The organism is Mesorhizobium amorphae, assembly GCF_014843845.1.
GTDB lineage: Bacteria > Pseudomonadota > Alphaproteobacteria > Rhizobiales > Rhizobiaceae > Mesorhizobium > Mesorhizobium amorphae_A.
In genome coordinates this window covers 371,405-397,438 of sequence record NZ_JHQS01000051.1, presented here as the reverse complement: position 1 = coordinate 397,438, position 26,034 = coordinate 371,405, and the positions used below count along the sequence as shown (strand labels likewise).

The 26,034-nt window shown below is 64.0% G+C and carries 28 protein-coding genes and 1 riboswitch; of the genes, 10 read left to right on the top strand and 18 right to left on the bottom strand.

Features of this window, described 5'->3' with window-relative positions; translation table 11 throughout:
* Positions 1 to 79 precede the first annotated feature (79 nt).
* Positions 80 to 1,222 carry an NAD(P)/FAD-dependent oxidoreductase gene (locus tag DH08_RS20285; RefSeq protein WP_192181004.1) on the top strand — a complete coding sequence of 381 codons (1,143 nt, stop codon included), beginning with the start codon at positions 80 to 82 and terminating at the stop codon, positions 1,220 to 1,222.
* A 33-nt stretch (positions 1,223 to 1,255) separates the two neighbouring features.
* Here the strand turns inward: DH08_RS20285 and DH08_RS20280 are convergent, their stop codons facing one another.
* The 7 genes from DH08_RS20280 to DH08_RS20250 all read right to left on the bottom strand — a co-directional run bounded on the left by DH08_RS20280 (position 1,256) and on the right by DH08_RS20250 (position 8,184).
* A complete protein-coding gene (locus tag DH08_RS20280; RefSeq protein WP_192181003.1) occupies positions 1,256 to 1,843 on the bottom strand; it encodes an NAD(P)H-dependent oxidoreductase in 588 nt (195 codons plus the stop codon).
* Entirely contained in the window at positions 1,843 to 2,424 is a 582-nt protein-coding gene (locus DH08_RS20275) for an NAD(P)H-dependent oxidoreductase (protein ID WP_192181002.1), read from the bottom strand. The genes DH08_RS20280 and DH08_RS20275 overlap by 1 nt, the downstream gene beginning before the upstream one ends.
* 205 nt (positions 2,425 to 2,629) lie before the next feature.
* On the bottom strand, positions 2,630 to 4,027 hold the full coding sequence (locus tag DH08_RS20270; protein ID WP_192181054.1) for an FAD-binding oxidoreductase: 1,398 nt from the start codon (positions 4,025 to 4,027) through the stop codon (positions 2,630 to 2,632).
* Complete coding sequence (locus tag DH08_RS20265; RefSeq protein ID WP_192181001.1) at positions 4,027 to 5,328, bottom strand: cytosine deaminase; 1,302 nt, start codon at positions 5,326 to 5,328, stop codon at positions 4,027 to 4,029. The genes DH08_RS20270 and DH08_RS20265 overlap by 1 nt, the downstream gene beginning before the upstream one ends.
* Positions 5,329 to 5,514: 186 nt before the next feature.
* The gene (locus DH08_RS20260; protein WP_192181000.1) at positions 5,515 to 6,366 is read right to left on the bottom strand and encodes an ABC transporter permease; all 852 of its coding nucleotides are present in this window, start codon (positions 6,364 to 6,366) and stop codon (positions 5,515 to 5,517) included.
* Entirely contained in the window at positions 6,353 to 7,177 is an 825-nt protein-coding gene (locus tag DH08_RS20255) for an ATP-binding cassette domain-containing protein (protein ID WP_192180999.1), read from the bottom strand. Before DH08_RS20255 ends, DH08_RS20260 begins: the two co-directional genes overlap by 14 nt.
* Before the next feature lie 2 nt (positions 7,178 to 7,179).
* On the bottom strand, positions 7,180 to 8,184 hold the full coding sequence (locus tag DH08_RS20250) for an ABC transporter substrate-binding protein (RefSeq protein WP_120012821.1): 1,005 nt from the start codon (positions 8,182 to 8,184) through the stop codon (positions 7,180 to 7,182).
* A gap of 254 nt (positions 8,185 to 8,438) precedes the next feature.
* Between DH08_RS20250 and DH08_RS20245 the strand changes: the two genes are divergently transcribed.
* Together DH08_RS20245 and DH08_RS20240 are read left to right on the top strand one after the other, a co-directional pair.
* A complete protein-coding gene (locus DH08_RS20245) occupies positions 8,439 to 8,822 on the top strand; it encodes a RidA family protein (protein WP_192180998.1) in 384 nt (127 codons plus the stop codon).
* A 52-nt stretch (positions 8,823 to 8,874) separates the two neighbouring features.
* Positions 8,875 to 9,678, top strand: coding sequence for a creatininase family protein (locus DH08_RS20240; RefSeq protein WP_192180997.1), 804 nt, complete (start codon positions 8,875 to 8,877; stop codon positions 9,676 to 9,678).
* Between the two features lie 6 nt (positions 9,679 to 9,684).
* On the opposite strand, the gene DH08_RS20235 is transcribed toward DH08_RS20240, so the two are convergent.
* Positions 9,685 to 10,191 (bottom strand): tyrosine phosphatase family protein, encoded by a 507-nt coding sequence (locus DH08_RS20235; protein ID WP_192180996.1) that lies wholly within the window; start codon positions 10,189 to 10,191, stop codon positions 9,685 to 9,687.
* Complete coding sequence (cobD, locus tag DH08_RS20230) at positions 10,188 to 11,243, bottom strand: threonine-phosphate decarboxylase CobD (protein ID WP_192181053.1); 1,056 nt, start codon at positions 11,241 to 11,243, stop codon at positions 10,188 to 10,190. Before cobD ends, DH08_RS20235 begins: the two co-directional genes overlap by 4 nt.
* Here cobD and cbiB point away from each other — a divergent pair.
* Entirely contained in the window at positions 11,242 to 12,219 is a 978-nt protein-coding gene (gene cbiB, locus DH08_RS20225; protein WP_192180995.1) for an adenosylcobinamide-phosphate synthase CbiB, read from the top strand. The genes cobD and cbiB overlap by 2 nt on opposite strands.
* A 4-nt stretch (positions 12,220 to 12,223) precedes the next feature.
* Here cbiB and cobO read toward each other — a convergent pair whose 3' ends face one another.
* The 5 genes from cobO to DH08_RS20200 all read right to left on the bottom strand — a co-directional run bounded on the left by cobO (position 12,224) and on the right by DH08_RS20200 (position 15,309).
* Positions 12,224 to 12,838 (bottom strand): cob(I)yrinic acid a,c-diamide adenosyltransferase, encoded by a 615-nt coding sequence (gene cobO / locus DH08_RS20220; RefSeq protein ID WP_192180994.1) that lies wholly within the window; start codon positions 12,836 to 12,838, stop codon positions 12,224 to 12,226.
* 1 nt (position 12,839) lies between these two features.
* Positions 12,840 to 13,355: a bifunctional adenosylcobinamide kinase/adenosylcobinamide-phosphate guanylyltransferase gene (gene cobU, locus DH08_RS20215; protein WP_192180993.1), complete on the bottom strand. Its 516-nt coding sequence runs from the start codon at positions 13,353 to 13,355 to the stop codon at positions 12,840 to 12,842.
* On the bottom strand, positions 13,348 to 14,127 hold the full coding sequence (locus DH08_RS20210; protein ID WP_192180992.1) for a CbtA family protein: 780 nt from the start codon (positions 14,125 to 14,127) through the stop codon (positions 13,348 to 13,350). The genes cobU and DH08_RS20210 overlap by 8 nt, the downstream gene beginning before the upstream one ends.
* A 12-nt stretch (positions 14,128 to 14,139) precedes the next feature.
* The gene (locus DH08_RS20205; protein WP_006203276.1) at positions 14,140 to 14,319 is read right to left on the bottom strand and encodes a CbtB domain-containing protein; all 180 of its coding nucleotides are present in this window, start codon (positions 14,317 to 14,319) and stop codon (positions 14,140 to 14,142) included.
* A 36-nt stretch (positions 14,320 to 14,355) separates the two neighbouring features.
* Positions 14,356 to 14,549: riboswitch (cobalamin riboswitch) on the bottom strand.
* 67 nt (positions 14,550 to 14,616) lie between these two features.
* Positions 14,617 to 15,309, bottom strand: a complete 693-nt coding sequence (locus DH08_RS20200; RefSeq protein WP_192180991.1) for a gamma-glutamylcyclotransferase — start codon at positions 15,307 to 15,309, stop codon at positions 14,617 to 14,619.
* Positions 15,310 to 15,453: 144 nt separating this feature from the next.
* On the opposite strand from DH08_RS20200, the gene DH08_RS20195 reads away from it, so the two are divergent.
* Positions 15,454 to 16,638, top strand: a complete 1,185-nt coding sequence (locus DH08_RS20195) for an aromatic ring-hydroxylating oxygenase subunit alpha (RefSeq protein WP_192180990.1) — start codon at positions 15,454 to 15,456, stop codon at positions 16,636 to 16,638.
* Here DH08_RS20195 and DH08_RS20190 read toward each other — a convergent pair.
* Positions 16,630 to 17,829, bottom strand: a complete 1,200-nt coding sequence (locus DH08_RS20190) for an MFS transporter (protein WP_192180989.1) — start codon at positions 17,827 to 17,829, stop codon at positions 16,630 to 16,632. The genes DH08_RS20195 and DH08_RS20190 overlap by 9 nt on opposite strands.
* A 260-nt stretch (positions 17,830 to 18,089) precedes the next feature.
* Here DH08_RS20190 and DH08_RS20185 point away from each other — a divergent pair, with 260 nt between their 5' ends.
* Both DH08_RS20185 and DH08_RS20180 read left to right on the top strand, forming a co-directional pair.
* Entirely contained in the window at positions 18,090 to 19,094 is a 1,005-nt protein-coding gene (locus DH08_RS20185) for an acetyltransferase domain-containing protein (protein ID WP_192180988.1), read from the top strand.
* On the top strand, positions 19,091 to 19,567 hold the full coding sequence (locus tag DH08_RS20180) for a methyltransferase family protein (protein ID WP_192180987.1): 477 nt from the start codon (positions 19,091 to 19,093) through the stop codon (positions 19,565 to 19,567). Before DH08_RS20185 ends, DH08_RS20180 begins: the two co-directional genes overlap by 4 nt.
* Positions 19,568 to 19,615: 48 nt before the next feature.
* Here the strand turns inward: DH08_RS20180 and DH08_RS20175 are convergent, their stop codons facing one another.
* The 3 genes from DH08_RS20175 to DH08_RS20165 all read right to left on the bottom strand — a co-directional run bounded on the left by DH08_RS20175 (position 19,616) and on the right by DH08_RS20165 (position 22,804).
* Entirely contained in the window at positions 19,616 to 20,002 is a 387-nt protein-coding gene (locus tag DH08_RS20175) for a MerR family transcriptional regulator (protein WP_006203215.1), read from the bottom strand.
* 145 nt (positions 20,003 to 20,147) lie between these two features.
* Positions 20,148 to 21,569, bottom strand: coding sequence for a magnesium transporter (gene mgtE / locus DH08_RS20170; protein ID WP_192180986.1), 1,422 nt, complete (start codon positions 21,567 to 21,569; stop codon positions 20,148 to 20,150).
* Between the two features lie 221 nt (positions 21,570 to 21,790).
* Positions 21,791 to 22,804, bottom strand: a complete 1,014-nt coding sequence (locus DH08_RS20165) for a phosphatase PAP2 family protein (protein ID WP_246800933.1) — start codon at positions 22,802 to 22,804, stop codon at positions 21,791 to 21,793.
* 279 nt (positions 22,805 to 23,083) lie between these two features.
* On the opposite strand from DH08_RS20165, the gene DH08_RS20160 reads away from it, so the two are divergent.
* The 3 genes from DH08_RS20160 to DH08_RS20150 all read left to right on the top strand — a co-directional run bounded on the left by DH08_RS20160 (position 23,084) and on the right by DH08_RS20150 (position 26,026).
* Positions 23,084 to 23,746, top strand: coding sequence for a LuxR C-terminal-related transcriptional regulator (locus DH08_RS20160; protein ID WP_192180985.1), 663 nt, complete (start codon positions 23,084 to 23,086; stop codon positions 23,744 to 23,746).
* A gap of 112 nt (positions 23,747 to 23,858) precedes the next feature.
* Positions 23,859 to 25,049 carry an aminotransferase class V-fold PLP-dependent enzyme gene (locus DH08_RS20155; protein ID WP_192180984.1) on the top strand — a complete coding sequence of 397 codons (1,191 nt, stop codon included), beginning with the start codon at positions 23,859 to 23,861 and terminating at the stop codon, positions 25,047 to 25,049.
* Positions 25,050 to 25,063: 14 nt separating this feature from the next.
* Positions 25,064 to 26,026 carry an HpcH/HpaI aldolase/citrate lyase family protein gene (locus DH08_RS20150; RefSeq protein ID WP_192180983.1) on the top strand — a complete coding sequence of 321 codons (963 nt, stop codon included), beginning with the start codon at positions 25,064 to 25,066 and terminating at the stop codon, positions 26,024 to 26,026.
* Positions 26,027 to 26,034: the final 8 nt, after the last annotated feature.

Genomic DNA, 26,034 nt, shown 5'->3' with positions numbered 1-26,034 from the left:
CCTGGCCCAACCGGCATCGCATAACGCCGGACGGCCACAGGGGCCGCATTTTGCATGCGGCAACACAAAGGAGGGGAAAATGAACACAACAAGCAAGCCGCGCGTCCTTGTCCTTGGGGCGGGTTTTGGCGGCCTCGAACTCACCACCCTGTTGTCCGAGACTTTCGGTGCGGACATCGACGTGACCTTGATCGACAAGAGCGACGCTTTCGTCTTCGGTTTTTCAAAGCTCGACGTCATGTTCGGCCACAAGACGGCGGATGCTGTGCGCATGCCGTACCGCAACTTCGTGAAACCGGGCGTGCGCCTGCTCAGGCAGACGGTCACCGCCATCGATGCCGAAAACCGGCGGGTCACCACCGATGGCGGCGTGCATGAGGCCGACTTCCTGATCGTGGCGCTTGGTGCCGACTATGATTTCGACGCCACGCCGGGGCTGGCGGGCGCCAACGAATTCTATACGGTCGCCGGCGCCGAGCGCCTGCGCGACGTGCTGCCCACCTTCACCAAAGGAAAGGCATTGGTCGGGGTCTGCGGCGCGCCCTACAAATGCCCGCCGGCGCCCAGCGAATGCGCCCTTATGCTGCACGACTATCTGGTCAATCGCGGTGTGCGCGGTGCCTGCGAGATCAGCTTCGTGCTGCCGCTGCCGAGCCCGGTGCCACCATCGCCCGAAACCTCCCGTGCGCTGGTGGCCGCCTTCGTCGAGCGCAATATCGGCTTCATCCCCGGCCGCCGCATCGCCTCGATCGACAATGCCCGGAAGGTCGCCATTCTCGACGACGGGGTCGAGATGCAATTCGACCTGTTCCTCGGCGTCCCCAGGCATCGCGTGCCCGACGTGGTGATCGACAGCGGCATGGCCGAGAACGGCTGGATCCCGGTCAATCCGCGGACATTGGAAACCCGCTATCCCGGCGTCTACGCGGTAGGCGACGGCGCCAACACCGGCACGCCGAAAGCCGGTGTGTTCGCCGAAGGGGCCGCGCGCGCCGTGGCCAGCGACCTGATCGCCAGGCTGCGCAAGACCGGCAACGGAACGCAGTATGATGGGTTCGGCACCTGCTATATCGAGTTCGGCGGCGGACGCATCGGCAAGGTCGAGGTGGATTTCTTCTCCGGCCCAAAGCCGACCGGAACCTACCACGAGCCGTCGGTCGCCTTGCGCGCGGACAAGGAGGTTTTTAAATCGAGCCGCCGTGCCCGCTGGTTCGGACTGTAACGTTCGAAGTCCGCAGCCGATAAGGCAAGCAGCCTAGAATCGCTCCAGCTTGCGCCGCACCTTGCCCAGAAACGCCGCCCTGGTCGCCGGCGTCGAGGAATCCATGCGGTAGTGCGCCAGGAAGAAGGTCCGACAGCGCGTGGCGCACAGCGCCCGCATGCCGCGCAGGATGGTCTTGCGGCCCGGCTGGCCGACGACGACGCTCCACCAGGTCGGCGCGCCGCAGGTGGTGATCACGCCGACCCTGGTCACATGCGTCATCAGCGACTTGATCCGCCCCTTGCCCGGCGGCAGCTTGAAGGCGACGTCGGTCGCCCACACCCGGTCGAGCCAGCCCTTGAGCATTGCAGGCAGTCCATACCACCAGGTCGGATAGACGAAGAGGATCGCCTGCGCCCACCCGAGATGATCGAAATGCGGCTTGAGCGCCGGATCCTGCGGTGCGCGCTCATTGTAGAAGCGCCGCTCGTCGCAGCCCATCACCGGATTGAAATTCTCGGCATAGAGGTCGAGCAGCCGCACCTCCCAGCCCCTCGCCTTCAGCACCTCGACGGCACAGTCGCGGATCGAGGCGCAGAAGCTTTCGGGCACCGGATGGCAATAGACCACCAGCACGCGCATCAGAACGCGTCCATGCTGGCGCCGACCTTCGCCATGAATGCCTTGCGCGTTTCGTCGGTCGACAGGTTCATCGAATAATGCGCGAGATAGGAGACGGAAGCGCCGGGCTTGATCGTCGCGCGCAGCATGCGGTTGACCAGCTTGCGCGGCGGATCGCCCATCAGCATGGCGCGGAAACGGCTGCCGCCATAGGTGGTGACGGCGGCCAGCTTGCCTATGTTGTGCAGCGACGGCTGCACCTTGCCGTCGACCAGCCTGAACGACACGCCGGGCAGGAAAACGCGGTCGAAAAAGCCTTTCAGCATCGCCGGAAAGCCGAAGTTCCAGACCGGATAGGACAACACCAGCGCCTCGGCCCGCACCAGGCGCTCGACATAGAAGGCGGCCGCATCGCCCTCGCCGCGTTGGTCGTGATAGCCGAGCCGCTCGGCCCGTGTCAGCCGCGGGTCGAAATCCTCGGCATAGAGATCGCAGTCGTCTACGGCATGGCCGGCCGCCGTCAGCCGCTCCACGATCGTCCGGTGCAGGCCGGCATTGAAGCTGGTCTCGACCGGATGCGCGTAGAGGACCAGGACTTTCATGGGAAAGCATTGCCCAGGTCAGCGCGAGGCACCCCCCTCTGCCCTGCCGGGCATCTCCCCCACAAGGGGGGAGATTGGCAGCGTTTTCGCCGCGCCTGTCCTTCCAACATTGGAGATCGGCGAAAGCGGCGGAGCGAATAATCTCCCCCCTTGAGGGGGAGATGGCCGGCAGGCCAGAGGGGGGTGGACGGGCGCAAACCTCTCATCACCCCGCCCTTTGCAGCCCCTTGAACAGGAACGACTTGCCCGAACGGTAGTCGTAATCAGGGTTTTCCCAGGCGATCATCTTGCCGGGGTTGAGCAGCCCTTGCGGGTCGGTCTCGCGCTTGAAGGCAAGCTGCACCTCGTCGGTCTGCTTCATGCCGCCCTCTTCCAGCGTGTAGCGGTGCGGGTTGAAGATCCAGCAGCCATTGTCCTCATGGATGCGGATGATCTCGTCCAGCCGCTCCGCCGTGGTGAAGCGAACCAGCGGCAGGCCGGCCGCGCCAATAGCGCCGTCGAAGCGGATGAACTCGAGATGCGCCGGCACCTCGTCGCCGAAGCGGTCGACCATCGCCTTGACGTGGGCGAGATGGTCCGGCGACGGATAGCGTGCCTGTAGATAGGTGATCGTTGGGTCGACCCGGATGGCGCGCAGCGTCGTGTGGTTCCAGGTCAGCTCATAGGCCGGCGGCAGTCCCTTGAGGTCGACCCCCTGGTCGGCGCGGAAGACGATCTCGCCCTTGCTGCTCCTGACGAAGGCGTCAAAGGCGTCCATTGCATGCGGCGCGATCATGCACACCACGATGCTCTGCTCGCGCCGGAAGAATTTCTGGTGCCGCTTGAAATAGTCGTAAGGGATGGGCGCTGCGATCGGCGTGATCAGTTTCGCCAATATGCCGTCCTGGATGGCGAGGTCGTTGCCGAAACCGGCGGCGTCCATGAAATCGTCGAAACCGACGATGACATCGATCCAGTCATAGCTCGCCGTCAGCGGCATCTCGACCTCGGTGATGATACCGTTGGTGCCGTAGGCGTGCATGACCTTCAGCACGTCCTCGCCGGTGAGTTCCATGACGCGCGGTTCGGCCTCCATCGTCACCGTCCTGAGCCGGATGACATTGCCGAGATCGCGCAACCCGCCCCATCGGATCGAGCCGACGCCGCCCGAACCGCCGGCGACGAAACCGCCGATCGAGGCGGTGTTGTAGGTCGACGGCGACATGCGCAGCTCCTGGCCGGAATGCGCCCGCGTCGCCTTGTCGATGTCGGCCAGCACCGCTCCCGGTCCGGTGACGACGCGACCCGGCGCGATCGCCTTGACCGCATTCATCTCGGAGAGATTGAGCACCACGCCACCCGACAGCGGCATCGCCTGTCCGTAATTGCCGGTGCCACTGCCGCGCGGCGTCACCGGGACGCCATGCCGGTGGCAGGCGGCGAGCACACGGATGACCTCTTCCTCGCTCTTCGGCGTCACGATCAGGTCGCCGGTGACATGGTCGAGCTGTTGTTTCAGCACCGGGCTGTACCAGTAGAAGTCACGGCTCTTCTGCTGGACGATTGCCGGATGGTCGTCGACCTTCAGACCGTCGAGGTCGCGCTTCAGCGCCGCAATGTCCATCATCCCACCATCAGTTCGTCGAGTTCGGCATAGTCGGGCAGCTTGCGTTCGATCGTCTTGCCGTCGCGCACCACGATGCGATCCGATTCCGGCCGCGACAGCAATTCCGTCCAGCTCCGGCCCTTGAAGACGACAAAGTCCGCCGCACCACCGGCGGCAAGCGTGCCAAAATCGTCGAGCCGCATCACCTTGGCCGGCGTCGACGCCACGGTTTGCGGCCAGTCGCCGACTGGGTGATCGAAATGCAGGGTGCGGGTCGCCATGCGGTAGACTTCCAGCATGTCGAGATCGCCATAGGCATAGAACGGATCGCGCGTATTGTCCGATGCGACCGCCACCGGAATGCCCCTCGCCTTCATCTCGTGCAGCAGCGTCACGCCGCGCCAGCGCGGCGTGGTGTTGTCGCCGCGCCGATCCTGCAGATAGAGGTTGCACATCGGCAGCGACACCACGGCGAGCCCCGCCTTCGCCACCTTGTCCAGCGTGTCAAGCACGTCGAGATCCGGCTGGCGCGCCAGCGAGCAGCAATGGCCGACCAGGATGTTGCCCTCGAAACCGTTCCAGAGCGCCGCTTCGGCGATCTTCTTCAGCGAGATCGCCGCGATATCGTCGGTCTCGTCGGCATGGAAATCGAGGTCGAGCCCATGCTTGATCGCCTCAGAAAACACCTTATCGAGAAGCTCCTCGAGGTCCGGCACCATATAGGTGACGACGCCGAGCACGCCCTTGGCGGCGGCGACACGTTTCGCCAGTTTCTCGAACCATTTTGTCTCGCGCACGCCTTCGATGCCGAGCAGGCAGGCAGCTTGCAGCTCAATGCGCCCACGCCATTTGTCCCGCATCGTCTCGAACACCGGCCAGGAGATCTCCTCCTGCGGCGCGACGCTGTCGAGATGCGTGCGTAAGGCCTTGGTGCCGTGCGCGTAGGCCGAGCGCAGCGAGAAATCCATGCGCCGCGCGACGTCCTCGGCGCTCCAGCGCGCGGCGCGGTCGGCCCCTGTAGCGTTGAGCGCGCCCATGAAGGTGCCGTCGGGATTGGGTCTGCGCGGCCAGATATGGCCCTTGTCGATATGGGTATGGCAGTCGACGAAACACGGCAGCACGATACGGCCGCCAAGGTCGGTGGCGTCCGCCGGCACCTTCGACCGGCCATGCGCGACAATGCTGGATATCCTGCCGTCAGCGACGGTGATGTCGGCAAGCGCGAAGCCGTCGCTGTCAAAAGCAGCAGCAAGGCCCGGCGTCAGTGACTGATGAACGCGAGCGTTGGCGAGACGATATGAACCAGAGTCGGGTATCAAGTCTTGCCCCCCTCTGTCCTGCCGGACATCTCCCCCTCAAGGGGGGAGATTGGCAACTTCACCCGTGGCGCACTTCTTGCAACTTCTGTAGTTGGCGAAATCCGAAATGACATCCAATCTCCCCCCTTGAGGGGGAGATGTCCGGCAGGACAAAGGGGGGTGTTTCGCGCCGACATTTCACCCACCCTATCGCTCCTGCTTCAGCGCGCTCTCATGCCAGCGCCGCAAAATGAGATGCGACACCAGCGACAGCACCAGGAAGATCAGTATGCCGGCGAGCGAGATCAGGATCAGCGCCGCGAACAGGCGCGGCGCGTTGAGCCGGTAGCCGGCCTCGATGATGCGCGAGGCCAGCCCGGACGACTGTCCCTGCGCGCCGGCGACGAACTCGGCCACCACGGCGCCGATCAGCGACAGGCCACCGGCGATCTTCAGCCCGCCGAGAAAATAGGGCATCGCCGCCGGCAGCCTGAGGTAGCGCAGCTGCTGCCAGCGGGTCGCGCCGTTGAGCTTGAACAGGTCGCGCAGATTGCGGTCGACTGAATTGAGGCCGAGCGTGGTGTTGGACAGGATCGGGAAGAAGGCGACGATCCAGGCGCAGAGCAAAAGCTTCACCGTCTGATTGTCGACATAGATGTTGATCAGCGGAAAGATCGCCACGATCGGCGTCACCTGCAGCACGATGGCGAAAGGGAAGAACGACATCTCCACCCATTTCGATTGCGCGAACAGCACCGCCAGCCCGACTCCGCCGATCACGGCGAGAAGCAGGCTGAGGAAGGTGATCCTGAGCGTCACCAGCAGCGAGGAGAACAGCAGCCCGGCATCGTCATAGAGCGTCTGAAGCACCACGCCCGGGCGCGGCAGGATGTATTTCGGGATCTCGTTCCAGACGCAGACGCGGTCCCACAGCCAGATCGCCAGGATCATGATCGCCAGCGGCAGCACCCAGCGGCCGATCCGCTCGAGCCGCTCCTGGCGCACGCGGCGCGCCTCCTCGGGGTCGAGCTTGAGCACAGTCTCTTCACTGGCCGTCATGATGCGGTCCGGCGGTTGAGTTGATGGCGCCGACCAGCACGTCGGACGCCTCACGGCAGAGTGCTGCATAGTCGGGCGAGGTGCGAAACGCCTCGTCGCGCGGATAGGGCGCATCGATGGCAAGTTCGGCATGAACGCGGCCCGGCCGCGCTGCCATGACGACCACCCGGTTCGACAGGAACACGCTTTCGAAGACGCTGTGCGTGACGAAGACGACCGTGAAGCGCTCGTCCTGCCAGAGTTCCAGAAGATCGTTGTTGAGCTTGAAGCGGGTGATCTCGTCCAAGGCCGCAAAAGGCTCGTCCATCAACAGAATACGCGGCTTGGTCACCATGGCGCGGGCAATCGAGACGCGCATCTTCATGCCGCCGGACAACTCGCGCGGCACGGCGTTCTCGAAGCCGGTCAGATGCACGCGTTCCAGCATCTCCATCACCGCCGGCGCCGCCTTGGCCCGCGACACGCCCTTCAGCCTGAGCGGCAGCCAGACATTGTCGAACACGTCAGCCCAGGGCAGCAGCGTCGGCTCCTGGAAGACGAAGCCGATATTCGAGCGGTCGATCGAACCGCGCCAGTCGAGCACGCCGGAGGTCGGCGTCGACAGGCCGGCGATCAGCCTCAGCGCCGTCGACTTGCCACAGCCCGACGGACCGAGAAGGCTGAGGAAATCGCCTTCCCGGATGGTGAGATCGACGTCGCTCAGCGCCGTCACGCCGTTGGAAAAGACCTTGCCGACATTGCGCAGCGCCAAAAGCATCGGGCCTTCACCCGATGCCATTGCAGGCGCCTGCGCCACTGTCTCCAGCTTCACGATTACTTCTTCAGGTCCAGCCCGACACCTTTGTTGATGAAGGCGAGCGTATAGGCCTTCTTGATGTCGATGCCGGGCTGCGCCACCTTGGCCTTGACCATCTTGTCGTAGAAACTCTGGATGCGCGCTTCGGTCATCGCCCCGATGCCGAGCTTTTCCGTGTCGCCGGAATCGACCACGCCGAATTTCTTCAGCTGCTCGATCGAGAAGGCGATCTGCTCATCCGTCATGTCCGGATTGTCCTTCTTGATCATGTCGTTGGCGGCCTTGTTGTCGCCGTAGAGATAGTTGTACCAGCCCTTGGCCGAGCCATCGACGAAGCACTGGACAACCTCCGGCCGCTTGTCGATCGTCTCCTGCATGACCTCGACCGTGGTGGCGTAAGTGTCCCAGCCATAGTCGGCAAGCAGGAACTGGTTCGGCACGAAGCCGCCCTGCTTCTGCACGGCGAATGGTTCAGACGTGACATAGCCCTGCTGGATCGACTTCTTGTTGGCGATGAACGGCGCCGGATTGAACGTGTAGGGCACGCGCTTGGCGGCATCGAAGCCGAGCTCGGTGACCATCCACTGGAAGAAGGTCTGCGCGCCCTCGTCGCCGAGGATGTACTGCTCGGCGTTCTTCAGGTCCTCCCACTTGTCCAGCCCCTGCCCAGGCTGGGACATGATGACCTGCGGGTCCTTCTGGAAGTCGGCGGCCACGACGCGCATCGGAATGCCCTGCTGCACGGCATCGAAAGCCGACAGCAGATTGCCGCCCATATAGAAATCGAGCTTGCCGGCGAGCAGCAACGGCCGTCCGCTAACCTGCGGACCGCCCTGCGAAATGGTGACGTCGAGGCCGCAGGCGGCGTAGGTGCCGTCCGCCACCGCCTGGTAGTAGCCACCATGCTCGGGCTCGGCGAGCCAATTGGTGCCGAAGGTGACTTTCTCGTTCGCCGCAGCCCCAAGCGTGCTTGCGGCAAGCAGGACGATTGCGCCCGCCGTGATCTTCTCTTTTCCGTACATCGACACCACCCTCTGTTTGCTCCGGCGCGCCGCGCGCCGGGCTCGACACCATTGATTCAAGAAGCAAGACACATGCCACCGCCGGGGGCCGTCCGCTTGCGCAGCAGGCGTGCGCCAAGCCATGACGGGTCATGCCGTATGGGAGGCATCGTGCCTATTTTTTGAACGGCTGTCCACAATCGCCCCGATCACATGCACCGCATCTTGAAGCGGCGTGCGATCCGGCCTTAGGCTGCCGAAAACCGGAGATTGCCATGTTCAAATTTCTCACGCCGAAGTCGATCAAGCCGCCCTTCGCCCGCTACAGCCATGGCGTCGAAGTGCCTGCAGGCAAACGCCTGGTGCTGTGTTCCGGCCAGGTCGCGATCACCGCCGACGACCAGATCCCGGAGGATGCCGGTGCCCAGGCCGAACTCTGCTTCCAGAACATAGCGGCGATTCTGGGCGAAGCCGGGCTCGGACTCGGGGATATCATGCGCATCAACGCCTACGTCACCGACCGCGCATTTCTCAGACCCTACATGGACGTCCGCGATCGGCTGTTTTCCAGCCCGGCGCCGGCCTCGACGCTGATGATCGTCTCTGGTTTTGCCCGTCCTGAATTCAAGGTCGAGATCGAGGTCATCGCGGCGGCATGATCGACAGGCGCTGTCTGGCGCGCTAGGTCTCGGTCACATGAAAGAGGCAAACATGACCGTTGCAAACAGACGCGTGTGGTGGGGTGACTACCGGACCACCGAATACGCCACGATCGACCCGGAAGCGACGATCGCCGTTCTGCCGGTGGCGGCGATCGAGCAGCACGGTCCGCATCTGCCGGTTTCGACCGACACCTCTATCATGAACGGCATGCTGGAAACGGTGATTGCCCGCCTGCCCGACGATCTCGACATCCGCATCCTGCCGGTGCAAGCGGTGGGCAAGTCGAACGAGCATTTGCATGCGCCCGGCACACTCACTTTGCCGGCGACGACCCTGGTCGATGCCTGGACCGAGCTTGGCCTGTCGGTCTCCCGCGCCGGCGTGCGAAAACTGATCGTCGTCAACTCGCATGGCGGCAATGAGGAGATCATGGGCATCATCACGCGCGAACTGCGCGTGCGCGACAGGATGCTGGCGGTGAAGACCAGCTGGCAGCGCTTTGGCCGCCCGTCCGGCATGTACACCGAACTGGAGGACCGCCACGGCATTCATGGCGGCGATGTCGAGACCTCGCTGATGCTGCACTTCCGCCCGGAGCTCGTCGACATGGGCAAGGCCGCCAACTTCGCTTCCAATGTCGGCCGGGCGGAAAAGGAATTCGGGCTACTGCGCCACACCGGCACGCACGCCTTCGCCTGGATCGCCAGCGATCTCAACCCGAACGGCGTGGTCGGCGACGCCAGCATCGCCACGGCCGAGAAAGGCCGGCTGACCGCCGAGCATCAGGCCGACGGTTTCATCACGCTGTTGAAGGATGTCCGCAGGGCGAAGCTCGCCGACTGGCTGGCCTGATCGGAACTAGTCGATCCTGAACTCGAAGGGCGTGCCCTCAAAAGCGTCGGCGCCACGCCCGATCGCCTCTATCGCCTGGATCATGCGGCCATTGCGATCAAGCAAGGCATCGGCGACGGCGATCAGCCGCGGGTTGGGCGTCGCCGAGGGCGACAGCGCCCGCAGCGTCTGCGCCAATTCCGCCTCATCGCGCTTCGGTGCCAGTGCTGCGGCGATGATGTAGGCCGAGGCGGTTGAGCGGCTAATGCCGGCATAGCAATGAACGACCATAGGCTTCACGCGATCCCATCGGCGCGCGAACTGGAGCAAATTGCGCACGTGCTCTTCGCCCGGCATGGTCATGCCTTCCTGGGCGACGGCAATGTCGTGCATCACCAGATGCAGATGGTTCTCGCTGGCGATCGAGGCCGGGCGTGTCACTTCGGTGCCGGCGGCAAGCAGCGAGAGCAGCCGCTCGGCGCCGGTTCTCGCCACGGTCTCCTCGACTTTCGCCAGCGAACAGACATGGATCATCGCGCGATCTCCTTGGCGCTATCGTCGCGCCGCGCGGCCCAGTCGGCAAGCGCCGATTCGAGCCGCTGCCATTCCTCATCGGAACCCGGCAGCCCGCAGCGCAATACCTGTGGCCGGTCGGCAAAATGACGAAGCAGCACGCCACGCTCGCCAAGCGCCGAAAACAACCCGGCCGCATCGGTAAGGCGAAGATAACGGAACAGCGTCGTTCCGCCGGCGACAGGCACATCGAAGCGGCCGAACAGCGCGTCGAGCCGCGCCGCATCCTGCGCCAGGCGCAGCCGCATGGTGGTCTGCCAATCCGTGTCGGCCAGCGCGCGGATGCCGTAGTCGAGCGCAGGGCCGGCGACCGCCCACGGCCCCAATTGCGCCTCCAGCCTCTCGACGGTCAGCGTGTCGGCCAGGGCAAAGCCGAGCCGCAGGCCGGCAAGGCCAAAGAACTTGCCGAAGGAGCGCAGCACCACGATATTGCCCGACCCGACATCGCCGGCCAGGCTTTCGGCGCGTGGGCCGACATCCATGAACGCCTCGTCGACGACCAGCAGGCCGCCTCTGCCGCGCAGTTTTCCGGCAAGATCGAGCAGCCTGCCGCGCTCGACGACACGCCCGTCGGGATTGTTGGGATTGACGACGATGGCGAGATCGGCCCCGGCAAGCGCCTCGAAATCATCGACCTCGGCCGCCGCATGGCCGGCGATCGCGGCGGCCCTTTTGTGCTCGGCATAGGTCGGCCCGAACACGAGAGCCTTGCCGGAGCTCACCAGCGAGGCGACGCGCGGCAACAGGATCTGCGTACCGGGCGCCGCCGCCACATGCGCCGCCGACGGCGCGCCATAGGCGCGCGCCGCGACCTCGGCCAGTTCACGGGCTCGCGCGGTTTCAGGCAATCGCGACAGGGTGGTGGCGGGCACTTCGAAAAGCGGATAGGAGTGCGGATTGATACCCGTCGAGAGATCGACGAAAGGCTGTGGCGCGTGAGGGAAGAGCGCGCTCGCCCGGCCAAGGCTTCCGCCATGATCCAATGCAGCCATCGCTCCATCAGAAAGCTTCATGTCGATCCTGATTGCCTTCCTGTCGCTAGCCATCGAACGTATCCTGGGTTACCCGGACTGGCTGTTTGGCGCCATCGGCCATCCCGTCACCTGGTTTGGCAGGCTGATATCCTTTCTCGACCGCAGGCTCAACCACGCCACTGATTCCGACGCGCTGCGTCGCCGCCGGGGCGTCAGGGCATTGCTGGTTATCGTTCTGGTGCCGGCGGCCATCGCTTTCGCCATACAAATCCTCCTCTGGCAGATCTTTCCCGCCGGCCTGCTCGTCACGGCAATCCTGGCATCGTCGCTTCTGTCGCAGAAGAGCCTGGCCGAGCATGTCGAGGCAGTGGCCGATGCGCTCGATACAGGCGGGCTGACGCTCGGCCGCATCGCCGTCTCGCGCATCGTCGGCCGCGATCCGGAAAAGCTCGACAAGCCGGGCGTTGCCCGCGCCGCGATCGAGAGCCTGGCCGAAAATTTTTCCGACGGCATCGTCGCGCCCGCATTCTGGACCGGTGTTTGCGGGCTGGCCGGCGGCGTCGCCTACAAGGCCGCCAACACCGCCGATTCGATGATCGGCCATCGCACCCCGCGCCATGAGGCTTTTGGACGGGCGGCCGCGCGTTTCGACGATTTCATCAACCTGCCGGCCTCCAGGCTGACGGCGCTGCTGATCGTGCTTGCCGCTTTCATCGTCAAAGGCGCCGACCCGCGCAACGCCTGGCAGTCCGTGCGGCGCGACGCGAGAAAGCACCGCTCGCCCAATGCCGGCTGGCCGGAAGCAGCAATGGCCGGCGCGCTTGGCTTGGCGCTGGCCGGACCGCGCAGCTATGGCGGCGTTGTCGTCGAGGATGCGTTCATGGGCGAAGGCGGCCGGCGCGAGGCCGATAGCACCGATATCAGGCGGGCACTGAAGCTCTACCGGATCGCCGACTATCTGCTGATCGCGCTGGCCGGCATCCTGTCGGCGCTCGTTATCTACCTGACATTCTGAGATATCAGAACTCGATCCCTTGCTGCGCCCTCACGCCCGCCGCGAAATGGTGCTTGGTCAGCCCCATCTCGGTGACGAGATCAGCCACCTCGACCAGCGCCGGCTTGGCGTTGCGTCCGGTGACGACCACGTGCAGGCCTTCACGCCGGCCTTTCAGCGCTGCGACCACCTTGTCGAGATCGAGATAGTCATAGCGCAGCGCAATGTTGAGTTCGTCGAGCACCACGAGGCTGATCGACGGATCGGCCATCAGCTCGAGCGCCCTGGCCCAGGCGGCCTCGGCGGCGGCGATATCGCGCTTCAGGTCCTGCGTTTCCCAAGTGAAACCCTCGCCCATCGCATGCCAGACGACGCGGTCGCCGAAGGCGGCAAAGGCCGCCTTTTCACCGGTATGCCATTTGCCCTTGATGAACTGGACGACGCCGACGCGCTTGCCGTAGCCGACCATCCGCAGCGCCAACCCGAAAGCGGCCGTGGTCTTGCCCTTGCCCGGACCTGTGTTGACGATCAGCAGGCCTTTCTCGATCGTCTTGCCCGCCACCTCGGCGTCCTGCACCGCCTTGCGCTTGGCCATCTTGGCGCGATGGCGTTCCTCGTCCTTGGGGTCGATATCGCTCATCTCACTTCACCTTCAGCGGCAGCCCCGCCACCATCAGCAGTACCGTGTCGGCAATTGCCGCAACCTGCTGGTTGAGGCGGCCCGCAGCATCTCGAAACCGACGGGCAAGCGCATTGTCCGGCACGATACCCTGGCCGACTTCGTTGGAAACCACGAACCACGGCCCGCGCGGCCGCGACAGCACATCCGCCAGCCGCAGGCATTCGGCCTCGACGTCGTTCTCGGCCAGCATGTGGTTGGTCAGCCACAGCGTCAGGCAGTCGACGAGCACCGGCTGCCCGTCGGGCAAAGCCGTGAGCGCGCCGGCAAGATCGAGCGGCGCGTCCACGGTCGCCCAGCCTTCACCACGCCGCGAGCGGTGCAGCGCGATGCGCTCGCGCATCTCCTGGTCATAGGCTTCCGCGGTGGCGATATAGGTCCAGGGCGCCGGCCCTGCCGTCACCAAAGTTTCGGCATGCGCGCTCTTGCCGGAGCGCGCCCCGCCGATGATGAAGGTCAATCCTTTGCGATCAGGCAAAGCTGTCGCGCAGGCTGGTCGCCGTGCCGGTGAATCGTCCGCGCACCACGCCGACGACGGCGCCGAGCACCAGCCAGAACACCAGGTTGGTCACCGTGACCGCCACAACGAACTGGTGGTGCAGGCCTTCGGGGATCGGCGTCTCGAAGCTGTCCGGCTGCGGCGCGCCGACGATATGCGGCGCCACGATCAGGACCACGGCCAGGATCGCCAGCGGCAGCGACTTGCGGAAGGCGATCAGGCCGAGACCGGCCGCGGTCGCCGCCACCGTTGCCCACCACCAGATCTGGCGTTCGGTGAGGTCGGCTGCCGGCATGGCCGGCAGTTCCGGCGGCAGGCCGAGGCCCGGCGCCAGCGTGAACGCGGCAAAACCGGCCAGCCCCCAGAACACGCCCTGGCGCCAGTTGCCGATGCCGCCGGCAAACTCCGAAACCGCGACCAGGACCAGTGCGAAGCCGATGCCGGTGACGATGTTGGCCAGCACGCTGAAGGCGAAGCGCTCGAATCCATCGGCCGGCGCCCAGCCTTCGTCTTCCGCCGGAGCCGCCGCCTCAGCCGGCGCCGGTGCGGCGCTGCTCATGGCATTGGTATCCGTAGCGTTGGCGGCCGGCGCTGCGGCATACTCATGCTGGTGGCCGCCTCCGGCCTGTTCGTAGACCTCGGCCTTCAGGATGAGCGGCACGGTGGCGAAGGCCTGCATGCAGGCGAGAACGACGCCGGCCACGAGCCCTGCGATCGCCGCGATGAACACGACGTTGCGAAACAGATTCATGTCAGATCCTCGTCAGTGGCAGGGAAACGCCATCGAATGGCGATAGTCGTGCGCGGCATTGTGGACCGCTTCGATATGCGAGAAGCCGACAACGCCGATGACGAAAATGCCCAGAAACGCGCTCAGCACGAGCTGCGTGAAGCGCGACTGCGAGGAGACGGAAGCGCCGAGAGAGACCGAAGCGGTATTCATGTCTTGTCCTTTCGCCCTCCACCCGAGGGCACAGAAGTCAGTTCCCTGTCGCCGGCAGGTCTCCTGGCTCGCGGATCAGCGCCCTTCCCCACCTTCCCGAAGAAAAATCTTCAGTGGCTTATGGAGAGGACTACCGCACACAGTTGCGGGGGCAGCCACGGCATTGGGCTTTTTTGCCCGCACCGCATTCCCTCTTGGCTCCAAACGGAACCGACGACAATTTGTGACTATACGGAGAATCGCCGCGCCCGGCAAACCAAATTCCGCCACCGGCCATCGCGAAAGCGGCGCATGGCCCTACCCCCGCAATGCAGCGATCCGCTCAGCCACAAGATGCTGCAACCGCCATAGATGGCGGTCGTGAATGCCGCGCTGCTCGAGGTTCTTCACCGTGTTGTAGAGATAGTCGGCGCCGGAGCCCCAGTGCCCGCAAGACGTCGCCAGCCTTTCGACCACCTCGTCTTCGTCGAGCGGCCCGGCATAGGTAGTGCCCTTGCGGTTGATGACGAAAGCCAGGCCCTTGAGCGGCCCGCTGTCGCTCGCCAGCGTGAGCAGGCGCGGATGGTAGCTGGTCGGCTTCAGCGTCACTTCGCGCCGCAAAAGCTTGTCGAGTTGCTGGCGCCGATCGCCATCGCCCAGCCGGAAGGCGACGCCCTTGCATTGCCCGCCGCGGTCCAGCGCCATCATCAGGCCGGGCTGATCCTTGGTGCCGCGCCAGCGGGTCATCTTCATGCAGAAGGAGCGGTGCCAGCCGCGCGCCAGCGCCACCCGCTCCTCGACATGATCGATTTCGGGCTTCCAGATCAGCGACCCGTAGCCGAACAGCCACAGTGGCTCGGTGGCGGGCAGTTCCGCCTCGAGCGCGTCCACCATCGCCTCATAGTCGCTGTCGCCCAGATGCGCGGCGTCCGGGTCTGGTCCGGTGTCCTCGACCTGCCGATGGCAGCGGGCGACCAGCTCTTGCGTGAGCGACATCGTTCTTGCGGACATGACTTGCGACCTGGGCGACCTGCGGAATGCCGGAGAGGATGAATCGACCATAAAGTTCGCGATCGCGAGCCACAATGGCGGCGGCGAGCGCCAATTGACAAAGGTCCCGGCCGGGTGTCGGCTGCTCCATCCAGGGAGCCAGCCATGCAACCCGATCAGACGGAACGCGACCTCTATAATGGCCTGACGCGTCTCGAGCCGACGCTGCCGTCATCGGCCTATTGGGACACCGATGCCTACCAGCGCGATCTCGACGCCATCTGGTACAAAAGCTGGCTGCTGGTCTGCCGTGAGGCCGACCTTGGCCAGCCGCTGGCGTTCAGGACCTTTCGCGTCGGCACCCAGGAGATCGTCGTGCTGCGCGACGACACCGGCGAATTGCGCGCCTTCCACAACACCTGCCGTCACCGTGGTTCGCAGCTTTGCCAGGAGAGCGAGGGCCGGCTGAAGGCGCGGCTGATCACTTGCCCCTACCACGCCTGGTCCTATTCGCTGCGCGGCGATCTGGTGCGCGTGCCGTCGAAGTCGCTGCCCGACGGCTTCGACAAGGCCGATCATCCGCTCTACCTCGTGGCGCTGTCGGTATGGCGCGGTTTCGTCTTCGTCAATCTGCAGCAAGATGCCGGCGGCTCGGCGGAAACCTCCTTCGATCCCGCGTCCGGCAACCTCGCCAACTGGCCGTTGGAAACGCTGGTATCAGGTCATGTGCTGCGCAAAATGATGAACTGCAACTGGAAAATCTTCTGGGAAAACTTCAACGAATGCCTGCACTGCCCCGGCGTCCACAAGGACCTGTCGCGGCTGGTGCCGATCTATGGCCGCGGCCTGATGGGCAGGCACGATGACCCCGAATGGGCCCGTCACGCCGACAATGATGCGCCGGAATTTTCCGGCGGCCTGCGCGCCGGCGCCGAAACCTGGTCGCGCGACGGGCAAGCACATGGCCCGGTCTTTGCCGGCCTGACGCCGGCCGAACGCGCCGCCGGGCAGACCTACGCCACCAGCCTGCCGTCGATGTTCATCGTCGGCCATGTCGACTATGTCCGCACCGTGCGGCTGGTGCCGCTTGGCCCGGAGGAGACCGAACTCACCGCCGAGTGGCTGTTTCCGGCCGAGGCGCTGGCGGCGCCCCAGGCCGACATCGACAACATCGTCGCCTTCGGCCGGCAGGTGCTGGAGGAAGACGCAGCGATCTGCGAGGTCAACCAGAAGGGCCTGCGCTCGCTGCGCCACGAGGCCGGCGTGCTGATGCCCGAGGAGTATGACCTGCACCGCTTTCACAACTGGGTGCGCGAGCGGCATGCGGCGCGTGTGCCGCAATCAAAGTGACTTGGGCAAATAGCGCCAGGTGACGAAACCGCAGGCCGCCGCCAGCAGGCCGAGCGTGGCAAAGACCGAACCCAGCCCGAAAAACGCCAGCACCACCGAATAGACCAGCGGCGGCGTCAGCTCGGAGAAGTCGAGATAGGTGCGGTAGACCGCCGCCATCTGCGCCCTCTCGTAGAACCTGACCGAACGCATGAAGGCGGTCGAGCCGAGTGCGTCGAGCGCAATGGCGAAGAAGGCCCCGCACAGCAGGAAGGCGCCGGTAAGCAGCGGCACGGTTTCGCCCACCGCACCCGCCGCCAGAAGCGTGGCCGACATGGCGAAATAGGCAAATGTCATCGTCCGCCGGCCGCCATAGCGCTTTCCGGCCCTGCCCCAGAAGATCGCCGTGAACAGAAGCGCATTGCCTGCCGACACTAGCAGACCACCGGCGAGTTCACCCTCGCCGGTGATGACCATGAACAGCGGCCCGTAGACGAAGAACGTCGTCCAGAAGCAGGAGCGGCCGAAAGCGATGAGCCAGGCAAGCCTCAGCCTGGGTTGAGCGACGAAGCGGCCAATATTGGCGAGTGGATTGGCCGGCCGGCTCTTGCCGGGGCGGATCGACGGATTGTCGCCCAGCCGGTAGGTCCAGAACAGCGCGAGCAGAGCCAGGGCAAAGATCGCGACCGCGCCATGCGCGGCATAGATGCCGAAGCTGGTGTAGAGGAAGATTCCCAGCGTCGGTCCACCGGTCCAGGCGAACATCGACCACGCCATGCGCAGCGATTCCGCTTGCATGAAGTCGGTCTTGCGGATGTGGTCCATGATGTAGAGGTTGAGCGTGATCGACAGCGCGCTGGCGCCCATGACGCGGCAGAGCATGCCGATGAGCTGCCCGGTCAGCGTATGCGTGACGAAGAACAGCGAGCCTATGGCGAGCAGGCAGGCGCCGGCTGTGTAGACCCAGCGCCGGGCAAAGCGGCGGATCAGCATCGGCATGAACAAGGTCACCGAGAGCCCGAGCAGTGCCACGATGGTGTAGAGGATCGAGACGATCTGCTCGTTGTGCAGGATCTCGTAGGCCTGGATCGGGATGACGCTGGAAACGGTGGCACGGGCGAAGGATTCGACCGCATAGAGCGAGGCGAAGGTGCGCGCATCCGCCGGCCTGAGAGCCGGAAGCCAGATCGGGTGGCGCACATGGGTGGACATTGACCCTCCGGCCGTGGAATCGCCGGCCAAATCTGGCCGGACCAGTGGCTAGCCGGTAGCAGGAAATCGACCCGCTCAAGCCGAAAAGCGAAACCGGTCAAAGGCTTTCCGCCACTGGCCTAAAGCGAATTCCGATGCGGCTTCGAACCGGAAGGAAGAAGTCAAACGGGAGATTGACGCGGAAGCGGCGGCGGCCCGCCTTCTTTTGCCCTGTGCAACCGTGATAGTCGTTTGGCACCAGTGAATCGGAATGCGAGACGATGAGCCTTCAAACGCCGGCAGAACCCGTTCAGGACCCGTCGAAGTCGAGGCGCATCACAACCATCGACATCGTGCGCGGCATCGCCCTGCTGGCCATGGCGAGCTACCATTTCACCTGGGATCTCGAGAATTTCGGCTATACCGATCCCGGCCTCACCGCCTTCGGCTGGTGGAAGATCTATGCGCGCTGCATCGCTTCGACCTTCCTGTTCCTGGTCGGCGTCAGCCTGTTCCTCGCCCATGGCAGGCAAATTCGCTGGCCGGGTTTCTGGAAACGGTTCGCCATGGTCGCCGCGGCGGCGCTCGCCATATCGGCGGTCACCCACTTCGTTACGCCGGGCGGCGTCATCTTCTTCGGCATCCTGCATGAGATCGCGCTGGCCAGCCTGCTCGGCCTTGCCTTTCTGCGGCTGCCGGCGCTGCTGACGATCGTCGTTGCGGCGCTCGTCATTGCAGCGCCATTCTATCTGCGGTCCGAATTCTTCGACCATCCGGCGTTGTGGTGGGTCGGCCTGTCGGCCACCAATCCACGCTCCAACGACTATGTGCCGCTGTTCCCCTGGTTCGGCGCCGTGCTTTTGGGCATAGCCGCGGCGAAGCTCGCTTCGACATCCGGCTTGCTTGCCCGGCTGGCCGACCTTGCACCCGGCCGCTGGTCGAACCCGCTGGTCTTCATCGGCCGGCACAGCCTCGCCTTCTATCTGATCCACCAGCCCTTGCTGTTCGGCGCCGTCTGGCTGCTTTCGCAGATCGCGCCGGCGCCGGTCGAAACGCGCGAAGTCACCTTCCTGAAATCCTGTCAGATATCCTGCGAGCAGCAGCGCGACACGCAGTTCTGCTCCAGCTATTGTGTGTGCATGCTCGATACGCTGCAGAGCGAAGCGACATTCGACCGGCTCTACAACGGCGACCAGACCCCGGAATTCAAAGCACATCTGGGCGATCTCGCCGGTGTCTGCACCGCCAAGACCGACAGCACATTGATGGAGGGAGGCCAACAATGACCGACGTCACCCCGAAACCCGGGCTCATCCCATGGCCGCCGCTGATCTATGTCGCGGCAATCATCATCAGCGTCATGCTCGGCCTGCTCTATCCGTTGCCATGGATCGGCGATCTGCTGGGCGAGATCCTCTTCGCCGCCGGCTGGGTGGCTTTGTTCGGCGTCGCCGCGCTGTGGTTCACCGCCATCCGCGTCATGCTCCGGGCAAAGACCACATTCAATCCGAACGCCGTGCCGGACCATCTGGTCACCTCCGGCCCCTTCTCTGTCAGCCGCAACCCGATGTATCTCGCCAACACGCTGCTTTTGATCGGCGTCGCCTTTATCACTGGGATCGTCTGGTTCCTGCTGTTCGCCTTCATCGCCGCCTTTGCGACGCAGAAGCTGGCGATCGAAAAGGAGGAAAAGATACTGGCGGCAAAATTCGGCAAGAAATACCGCGACTACGCCAAACGCGTGCGGCGCTGGATTTGAGTTCAGGGCTCGCCAAGGCCGCTGGAGTAGAATTATCAAAACGGCCGTTCAGGTGTTGACGCCGAGCTCTACCAGCCGCTCGACGCAGGACTCTTCAGCCTGGTCGAGTTCGGCGAGCGTCTCCTCGAGGTCGCGGCGCTTCTGCCTGAGATCCTCGCGCTTTTCCTCGATGCGCTTGATCATCAGCTTGAGCTGACCGACCTCGCCGGGCGGCTCCTTGTACATCTGGATGATTTCGCGGATCTCGTTGATCGAGAAGCCGAGCCGTTTGCCGCGCATGATCTGTCGGATCAGATGCCGGTCCGACGGACGAAACAGCCGGGTGCGGCCGCGCCGCACCGGCTGGACCAGGCCCTCGTCCTCGTAAAAGCGCAGGGTCCGCGTCGACACGTCGAATTCGCGGGTCAGTTCGGTGATCGAATAATATTCCCGCATTCTCGCTCCAATGCCGGATGGCCAGGACGCCCGCCATGCGCAGCCGCCTCCCACTCCGATCAAAACCCGTTCAATGCCGGAATCGGCATAAAACCCCGCGCGAGCCTCGCACGGCATTTACGTAAAAGTCAATTGGAGCGTCGTGTCAGGGTCCCGCACCCGTGCCCAGATGCAACCACCATGTCGCAAGGCTGAGGAAGGCGAGGAACCCGATGACGTCGGTAATCATCGTCGTGAAGATCGATGACGAAATCGCTGGATCGGCGCCAAGCTTGTCGAGGAACAGCGGAATCAGGATGCCGCCGAGTGCCGCGGCCAACATGTTGAGGATCATTGCCGCCGCGATAACGAAACCGAGATCGGAATTGTGGAACCATAGGCCGGCGACCAGCCCGAGGATCGTCGCAATGACCCCGCCGTTGAGCAGGCCGACCATGACCTCGCGGCGAATGACGCGGCCGGCATTGTAGATATCGAGGTCGCGTGTGGCGAGCGCGCGCACGGTCACGGTCATCGTCTGCGTGCCGGCATTGCCGCCCAGCGAGGCGACGATCGGCATTAGCGCGGCAAGTGCCACCATTTCCTCGATCGTCGCACCGAACATGCTGATCACCGAGGCCGAGATGAAAGCGGTGCCAAGATTGACCAGCAGCCAGGGCACGCGCGAGCGCGATGTCGCAGCGACGGTATCCGACAATTCCTCGTCGCCGACGCCGCCCATGCGCAAGAGGTCCTCCTCGGCCTCCTGCTGGATGACGTCGACCACGTCGTCGATGGTGAGAACGCCGACGAGCCGCTCGTTCTCGTCAACGACGGCGGCGGAGAGAAGGTCGTATTGCTCGAATTCCCGCGCCGCCTCTTCCTGGTCCATGGTGGCCGGGATGGCATGCCTTGTCTCATGCATGACCTCCTCGACCTTCACCGCCCGCTTGGTGCGCAGGATCTGGTCGAGGTCGATGGCGCCGAGCAGCTTGAAGCTCGGATCGATGACGAAAATCTGGCTGAAGCGATCGGGAAGGTTCTTGTCCTCGCGCATGTAGTCGATGGTCTGGCCGATCGTCCAGAACGGCGGCACCGCGACGAACTCCGTCTGCATGCGGCGGCCGGCCGTCTCTTCCGGATAGTCCAGCGAGCGCCGCAGCCTGATCCGCTCGGTGAATGGCAGCTGCGACAGGATCTCGTCCTGGTCCTCCTGGTCGAGGTCTTCCAGAATGTAGACGGCGTCGTCGGAATCGAGCTCCTGCACCGCCTGCGCAATCTGTGCGTTGGGCAGATTGTCGACGATGTCGAGGCGGATCGCTTCATCGACCTCGGTCAGCGCGGAAAAGTCGAAGTCGGCGCCCAACAGCTCGACCAGCGCGCGACGCTGCTCGGGATGAAGCGCTTCGAGCAGATCGCCGAGCTCCGACTGGTGCAGGTCGCCGACTTCGCGCTTCAGCGTCAGCGTATCGCGATCGGCGATCGCCGCGCCGACATGCGCCAGAAACGACGACTGAACGGCGCCGTCCTCGCCATAGATATCGGCGCCCTCGGCGGACCGGATTTCCTGTTCGTTCTGGCCTTCCACCAGCGCCTCCCGCCATCACGATTCCGGAAAGGGTGCCTGTCAGGTCTAGAGCATTGGACCCGAAGGGGAAACCGGTTTTGGGAAAATCCGATGCTCGGACTCAAGATAGGGCGGCAGCACGATTCGGCTTGAGAAGCTTTTGCTCTAACGCATGGGAATATCAAGCGAAACGCGCCCTGCCCCGCGTCGCCAGCGTTTCGAAGCCGGCAATGCCGCGCTCACTATTCGCGCACGAGGCGCCCGGTCGCCCACCAGATCACCCACACCACGGCGATGGCGACGTAGCCGTCAACAGCGTAGTGCCATCCGGTATACACCGACCCGTACAGGATCAGACCCGCGAAGATCCAGCCGGCAGCGCCAGCCCAACGGTTCAGGGACGACAGGAAAAAGGCATTCAGCACAACAAGCGCCACATGCAGGCTGGGCATGGCCGAAATGCCGCCCCCCAGGCCTGTATGCCCGGTCGTATAGAGCATCAAGAGATAGTCGGCATATTCGCGCACGACGACGCTGGACTCCAGACCGGCCAGGGCGACCTTCAAACCGGCGAAGCGATCGCCGCCGATAAAGTGGTCGTAGTAGATGGGACCAGCCGACGACAGCAGGAGCGCGAGCAAGGTGCCGACGATCGAGATGGTCAAGGCCACCGACCAAAGATAGCGGATGCGTGCGATCGGGTTCGACCACATGCCCACCAGCAGGATCGTGCCGAACCACTGCGCGAACCACACCACCTCATAGATATTGAAGATGAAAGACGCCCAAAGCCCATTGTCGAGGCGATGCGCCAATTCCCACGGCGCCGCCCGGTGTATCCACTCGTCCAGGTCGGCAAGCCAGGTGTCGGCGTAAAACGGAAGGACAGTCGGAATCAGGATCTTGAAGTTGGAGAACGCTGTCACGCCGGCGAGAAAGAACAGGAGCACCGGCAGGCAGTTCCACCACCGTGTCCGAACCCAGTTGATTGCATATTTCGTCGGCGCGTCCCGGCCATAAAGCAGCCCCGCGACGGCGGCGCTACCAACCAGCAATATCGGGACCGCACGAGCGAACTTGTCGACGTAGATCAGGCCGAGAGTGAGAAAAGTCGCCGGACTCAAGAAAAATGAGATCAGCACATATGTGCCGATGAAGAAGGCCAGCCTCACCGACCATTTGCCGGCCGGACTGTAGTCCGAGACTTCAGAAGATAAGGACATGCTGATCCGCCGAAATTGAACATGCGTGACCAAGTGAGCAATAGCGTGTCGACCTTACATTTGAGTTACTGAGGGGTCAGGGAAGCCCCGACGAAATCCGACCATTTTCCGCGGTGCCAGGCCGTGGTTATAGCCTGCCCGAGATACGAAACCGGGTTCAAGCAGCGCGACAATGCATGTCGCTAGGGAAAGAGCACCCATTTGCCGTTGGGGCAGAATTGCCGTCGCGTGGATCCAAAGTCGTAACGGAACCCGCCACGCCGCAAATTGGTCCAGAGCAACCGGAAGCCCTTGAAGATCCAGTCGCAGAGAATGAGTGAGGCAACCGGCGAGCGGCGCGTCCGCGTGATCGTCGCCGAACGCAATCCGCTCGTCGTATCGGCGCTGCGCGAAATGCTGGAATGCGACGGGCGTTTCGAGTTTTTCGGCTCCGTGCAAAGCGGCAAGCAGTTCCTCGACCTGGCGGCAGAGCCGCAATTCGACGTCGCCGTCATTGGCTGGAAGCTCGCCGACATGGACGGCGCCGATGTTCTGGCCGAGATCCAGAGCCGCAGGCTCGACGTGCGGATCACGGTGTTTTCCAACGACCATGATATCGGCATCCTCAAGCAATGCGTGCGGCTCGGCGCGCATGGCTATTGCTTCCAGTTCGACGACCCGCCGATCATCTTCGAGACGATCCTGGCGGTTGCGCATGGCCGCATCTGCATCCCCTATATCGACATCAACAAGGTCAACGACACGCCGCTGTCGCAACTCACGGTTCGCGAGCGCGAACTGCTGGCGGTGCTTTCCGACGGCTGGACCAACCTGCAGATCGCAACGCGGACGGGGATTTCCGAGAACACGGTGAAGTACCACCTCAAGAATCTCTACGACAAGCTCGATGTCCGCAACCGGGCGATGGCTGTCGCGCTCTATTCGAGCGAGAAGCGCCGCAGTCAGGGCAGCCATTCGGGTAGGACGACCGGGTAGGCTTTCCCCACCCGCGCGCGGCGAGTTCTTACCCGGCAAGGTGTTGTTGCCGGCCGCCGTAAAAACGAGACTCCCCCCATCAGTTTTGCTGGATCAGAGGAGAGTTCGCAGCATGGCCGGCTTCACCCATCTTTTCATTCCGGGGCCAACCAACATCCCCGAACAGGTCCGGCAAGCGATGAACCTTCCGATGGAGGACATGCGCGCCGCCTCGTTCCCCGATCTGACCCTGCCGCTGTTCGAGGACATCAAGAAAGTTTTCAAGAACGAAACCGGCCGCGTCTTCATCTACCCCTCGTCCGGCACCGGTGCCTGGGAAGCGGCGATGACCAATGTGCTCAGCCCCGGCGACCGCGTGCTGATGTCGCGCTTCGGCCAATTCTCGCATCTGTGGGTCGACATGGCCGAACGCCTCGGCTTCGAGGTCGACGTGATCGACTGCGAATGGGGAACCGGCGTGCCGCTCGAGCTCTACGCGGAGCGGCTGAAGGCCGACAAGGCGCACCGCATCAAGGCGATCTTCTGCACGCAGAACGAGACCGCCACCGGCGTCACAAGCGACGTCGCCGGCTGCCGCGCCGCGCTCGACGCGACAAACCATCCGGCGCTGCTCTTCGTCGACGGCGTGTCGTCGATCGGCTCGATCGATTTCCGCCAGGAGGAATGGGGCGTCGACTGCGCCGTCAGCGGCTCGCAGAAAGGCTTCATGCTGCCCGCCGGTCTCGGCTTCCTGTCGGTCAGCAAGAAGGCGCTCGTCGCCTCGAGGACGGCTACCCACCGGCGCTGCTTCTTCTCGTTCGAGGACATGATCCGCGCCAATGACGCCGGTTATTTCCCCTATACGCCGGCGACGCAGCTGCTGCGCGGCCTGCGCGCCTCGCTCGACCTGATCGCCGAGGAAGGGCTGGATAATATCTTCGCCCGCCACCATCGCCTGGCCGAAGGCGTGCGCAAGGCAGTCGACGCCTGGGGCCTGAAGCTCTGCGCCAAGGCGCCGAAATGGCATTCCGACACGGTCAGCGCCATCCTCGTGCCGGAGGGCATCGACAGCGGCGACGTCGTCAAGCAGGCCTACCAGAAGTACCAGACCTCGCTCGGCGGCGGTCTCAACAAGGTGTTCGGCAAGGTGTTCCGCATCGGCCATCTCGGCTGGCTGAACGAGGTGATGGTGCTGGCTTCGCTTTCCGCCGCCGAACTGGCGCTGCTCGACTGCGGCGTCAAGCTGGCGCCTGGCTCCGGCGTCGGTGCCGCGATCGCGCATTTCCGCCGCTCGCCGCAGTCCGCCATCGCCGAAGCCGCCTGATCCCGGAGCGCACCATGAGCCACACGATCAACCACCTGAAAAAACTGAGGCTGCAGCGCAGCGAACTGGCGGTTCCCGGTTCCAGCCCGGAAATGATCGACAAGGCGGCCAACAGCGCCGCCGACTTCGTCTTCCTCGACATCGAGGATGCCGTCGCGCCGCCGGACAAGGAACGCGCCCGCAAGAACATCATTCAGGCGCTCAACGACATCGACTGGCGCGCCAAGGGCAAGACCGTCTCGGTGCGCATCAACGGCCTCGATACGCATTACATGTATCGCGACGTCGTCGACGTGATGGAACAGGCCGGCGACAGGCTGGATACGATTCTGGTGCCGAAGGTCGGCGTTCCGGCCGACCTCTACATGGTCGAGGCCATGGTCAACCAGATCGAGATGGCCAAGGGTTTCAAAACCCGCGTCGGCCTCGAAGCGCTGATCGAAACCGCGCTCGGCATGGCCAATGTCGAAGCGATCGCTGCCACGCCAGGCCGGCTGGAAGCGATGCATTTCGGTGTCGCCGACTATGCGGCCAGCTGCAAGGCACGCACCGTCAACATCGGCGGCCTCAACCCCGATTATCCCGGCGACCAGTGGCATTTCGCTTTGTCGCGCATGACCGTTGCCTGCCGTGCCTACGGCCTGCGCGCCATCGACGGACCGTTCGGCGATTTCTCCGATCCGGAGGGCTATGTCGCCGGCGCAAGGCGCGCCGCCGCACTCGGCATAGAGGGCAAATGGGCGATCCACCCCTCGCAGATCGCGCTCGCCAACGACGTCTTCTCGCCTCCGGAAAAGGAGGTCACGCGCGCCAGGCGCATCCTCGAAGTGCTGAAGGAGGCCGAGGCGGCAGGCAAGGGAGCGGCAGCGCTGGACGGCAAGATGATCGACGCGGCGTCGGAACGCATGGCCAGGAACGTGTTGGTGGTCAACGAAGCGATCGAACGTGCCAGCCAGTCACGCGTCGCCACGCATTGACGGTTCAG

Bases quoted from the DNA above. Each gene is read 5' to 3' on its own strand.
- cbiB (WP_192180995.1), top strand. From the start codon at position 11,242: ATGTCGATCCTGATTGCCTTCCTGTCGCTAGCCATCGAACGTATCCTG.
- DH08_RS20190 (WP_192180989.1), bottom strand. From the start codon at position 17,829: ATGTCCACCCATGTGCGCCACCCGATCTGGCTTCCGGCTCTCAGGCCG.
- DH08_RS20285 (WP_192181004.1), top strand. From the start codon at position 80: ATGAACACAACAAGCAAGCCGCGCGTCCTTGTCCTTGGGGCGGGTTTT.
- DH08_RS20235 (WP_192180996.1), bottom strand. From the start codon at position 10,191: ATGATCCATGTCTGTTCGCTGGCGAAAGTCGAGGAGACCGTGGCGAGA.
- DH08_RS20260 (WP_192181000.1), bottom strand. From the start codon at position 6,366: ATGACGGCCAGTGAAGAGACTGTGCTCAAGCTCGACCCCGAGGAGGCG.
- DH08_RS20195 (WP_192180990.1), top strand. From the start codon at position 15,454: ATGCAACCCGATCAGACGGAACGCGACCTCTATAATGGCCTGACGCGT.
- cobD (WP_192181053.1), bottom strand. From the start codon at position 11,243: ATGAAGCTTTCTGATGGAGCGATGGCTGCATTGGATCATGGCGGAAGC.
- DH08_RS20185 (WP_192180988.1), top strand. From the start codon at position 18,090: ATGAGCCTTCAAACGCCGGCAGAACCCGTTCAGGACCCGTCGAAGTCG.
- DH08_RS20275 (WP_192181002.1), bottom strand. From the start codon at position 2,424: ATGAAAGTCCTGGTCCTCTACGCGCATCCGGTCGAGACCAGCTTCAAT.
- DH08_RS20245 (WP_192180998.1), top strand. From the start codon at position 8,439: ATGTTCAAATTTCTCACGCCGAAGTCGATCAAGCCGCCCTTCGCCCGC.
- DH08_RS20150 (WP_192180983.1), top strand. From the start codon at position 25,064: ATGAGCCACACGATCAACCACCTGAAAAAACTGAGGCTGCAGCGCAGC.
- DH08_RS20160 (WP_192180985.1), top strand. From the start codon at position 23,084: ATGAGTGAGGCAACCGGCGAGCGGCGCGTCCGCGTGATCGTCGCCGAA.
- DH08_RS20250 (WP_120012821.1), bottom strand. From the start codon at position 8,184: ATGTACGGAAAAGAGAAGATCACGGCGGGCGCAATCGTCCTGCTTGCC.
- DH08_RS20270 (WP_192181054.1), bottom strand. From the start codon at position 4,027: ATGGACATTGCGGCGCTGAAGCGCGACCTCGACGGTCTGAAGGTCGAC.
- DH08_RS20175 (WP_006203215.1), bottom strand. From the start codon at position 20,002: ATGCGGGAATATTATTCGATCACCGAACTGACCCGCGAATTCGACGTG.
- DH08_RS20155 (WP_192180984.1), top strand. From the start codon at position 23,859: ATGGCCGGCTTCACCCATCTTTTCATTCCGGGGCCAACCAACATCCCC.
- DH08_RS20240 (WP_192180997.1), top strand. From the start codon at position 8,875: ATGACCGTTGCAAACAGACGCGTGTGGTGGGGTGACTACCGGACCACC.
- cobO (WP_192180994.1), bottom strand. From the start codon at position 12,838: ATGAGCGATATCGACCCCAAGGACGAGGAACGCCATCGCGCCAAGATG.
- DH08_RS20280 (WP_192181003.1), bottom strand. From the start codon at position 1,843: ATGCGCGTGCTGGTGGTCTATTGCCATCCGGTGCCCGAAAGCTTCTGC.
- DH08_RS20200 (WP_192180991.1), bottom strand. From the start codon at position 15,309: ATGTCCGCAAGAACGATGTCGCTCACGCAAGAGCTGGTCGCCCGCTGC.
- DH08_RS20210 (WP_192180992.1), bottom strand. From the start codon at position 14,127: ATGAATCTGTTTCGCAACGTCGTGTTCATCGCGGCGATCGCAGGGCTC.
- DH08_RS20205 (WP_006203276.1), bottom strand. From the start codon at position 14,319: ATGAATACCGCTTCGGTCTCTCTCGGCGCTTCCGTCTCCTCGCAGTCG.
- DH08_RS20180 (WP_192180987.1), top strand. From the start codon at position 19,091: ATGACCGACGTCACCCCGAAACCCGGGCTCATCCCATGGCCGCCGCTG.